4 protein-coding genes are annotated in these 2274 nt (G+C 38.1%); all 4 read left to right on the forward strand.

Annotation, left to right across the window (positions count from 1 at the left end; translation table 11 throughout):
• Positions 1–228: hypothetical protein (locus AC220I_RS21465; protein ID WP_486725913.1), on the forward strand; the 228-nt coding region annotated here is incomplete at its 5' end.
• Between the two features lie 22 nt (positions 229–250).
• On the forward strand, positions 251–940 hold the full coding sequence (locus tag AC220I_RS21470) for a D-lyxose/D-mannose family sugar isomerase (RefSeq protein WP_486725914.1): 690 nt from the start codon (positions 251–253) through the stop codon (positions 938–940).
• 2 nt (positions 941–942) lie between these two features.
• Positions 943–1884, forward strand: a complete 942-nt coding sequence (locus AC220I_RS21475; protein WP_486725915.1) for a carbohydrate kinase family protein — start codon at positions 943–945, stop codon at positions 1882–1884.
• Between the two features lie 8 nt (positions 1885–1892).
• A partial coding sequence (locus tag AC220I_RS21480) for a response regulator (protein WP_486725916.1) occupies positions 1893–2274 on the forward strand: 382 nt, incomplete at its 3' end.

Raw genomic sequence — 2274 nt, forward strand, 5'->3', positions numbered from 1 at the left:
GAAAAAATACACAATGGGCAACTTTCGGAGGCAGATTTTATATCGATTATTTGCGAGAAGAATAATCCTTATTTAAGTTTTTTTACAATGAATCCCTATTTTGCACATGTGGAGACGTGTTTATATGAAAGTGAATGCCCTCCTAGTTTTTATGTGTCAGAGCCAAGAGATCTTGATGAAAATTTAATTGCATTAAAAGATTATGCATTGGAAATTAATATTACATGATATGATGAAAAGGAGAAAGAAAATGAAGAGATCAGAAATTAATGAGGCGCTTGTATGGGCAAAGGATTTATTGGAATCACATTCAATTAAACTCCCCCCTTTTGGATATTGGAATATGGGAGAATGGTTATCGGGTCAGCATGATATATCTACAATTAAAAAAGTAATGTTGGGGTGGGATATTACTGATTATGGCAAAGACAAGTTCAATGAACTAGGGGCAGTGCTTTTTACCTTGAGAAATGGCTCTTTAACAGAGGAGAATGTCGGGACACCATATGCAGAAAAACTGATTGTCTTAAAGGATGGACAAAGGCTACCTTTACACCATCATGCAAGCAAGACAGAAGATATTATCAATCGCGCTGGGGGTATTCTTGCGATTAAGCTCTATAATTCTTTAGAGGATGGCAGCGTGGATGAAAATTCTGATGTAACCGTTGATATGGATGGTATTCGGTATATAGTAAAAGCAGGTGAAGAGCTACACATTATGCCTGGACATAGCATTACATTAAGGCCTTTTGTCTATCATTTGTTTTGGGCAAAAGAAGGGGCTGGTGACTTAGTCTGTGGAGAAGTCTCCTCCATAAATGATGATATGACTGATAACTACAATGCGGAAGATGTAAGCCGTTTCTCAAAAGTAGAAGAAGATGAGGCGATCCTACATCCTCTGTGCAATGAGTATAAAAATGTTTTAGGGAGGTAACCATGTTTGATATTATAGCAGTAGGTGAATTGCTTATTGATTTTACACCTGCACCGGACCAACATTTTAAGGCGAATCCAGGTGGTGCACCATGTAACTTTCTAACCATGGCCCAGCATCTCGGTTCAAAGACGGCTTTTATCGGTAAGGTTGGTGAAGACGCCTTTGGCAATACTTTAAAAAACGTGCTTTCAGATGAAGGCATTGATGTAAGTGGTTTAATTCAAGATGGTAGGTTCGGCACGACACTTGCGTTTGTACATTTAACAAGTGAGGGTGACAGAAGTTTCAGTTTCTATAGAAAGGGCTGCGCAGATGTAATGCTCTTTGAAGAAGATGTTGATTTTGACAAAATTGATCAAACTAGGGCACTGCATTTTGGGTCACTTTCATTTACGGATGAACCTGCAAGATCGACTGTTTTAAAAATGCTAGAATATGCAAGAGAAAAAAATAAAATAATAACATATGATCCAAACTTTAGGCCTGCCTTATGGACGGATGAAAAGACTGCCATAGACTTTATGGAAAGAGGAATGGCATTTGCAGATATCGTAAAGGTTTCAGATGAAGAACTAGTCCTGATTTCAGGAACAGAAAATCTAGAAAAAGGCTGTGAGTACCTTCATCAAAAAGGTGTTAAGTTAATATTTGTTACCCTTGGGGGTAAGGGGGCCTATTATTCCTATGCCAAAGGAAGTGGTATTGTGGAAGGCATAAGTGTCAAGGTTGTGGATACAACTGGTGCAGGCGATACTTTTTTCGGTGCCACTGTGCATCAATTATTAGCGCTTAATTGTCCGATTGAAGCAATAGAGGAAGGACAAATCAGGTCAATATTAAAGGTCTCAAATACAGCAGCTGCAATTTGTATTGAAGGTTTTGGGGGTATTCCGTCTATACCAACAAAAGAGGAGTTAATGTCGAGAGTGTCATTAGGCTAGGGGGAGAAATGTATAGAGTAATCATTGCTGATGATGAACCTAAGGTATCACAATTAATAAAGGCGTTAATTGACTGGACTTTATTAGGACTGGATTTAGTGGCGATTGCAAACGATGGTATTGAAGCGCTTAATTATATAGAACAATATCAGCCTGACATTGTTATTACCGATATAAGGATGCCAGGCTATGATGGTCTAGAGCTCATTCGAAAGGCAAACTTAATCAATCCCAAAATAGATTTTGTCATTATCAGTGGATATCAACACTTTGATTATGCCCATAATGCCATAAAATATGGGGTTAAGGATTATTTGCTAAAGCCGTTAAACAAAGACGAAATCAATCAAACGCTTTTAAAAATGATCGAGAGATACCAAGAACGGGATC

It is taken from the genome of Fusibacter sp. (assembly GCF_057447755.1).

Excerpts from the sequence above, each read along its gene's own strand:
- AC220I_RS21475 (WP_486725915.1), top strand. The coding sequence starts at position 943 with ATGTTTGATATTATAGCAGTAGGTGAATTGCTTATTGATTTTACACCT.
- AC220I_RS21470 (WP_486725914.1), top strand. The coding sequence starts at position 251 with ATGAAGAGATCAGAAATTAATGAGGCGCTTGTATGGGCAAAGGATTTA.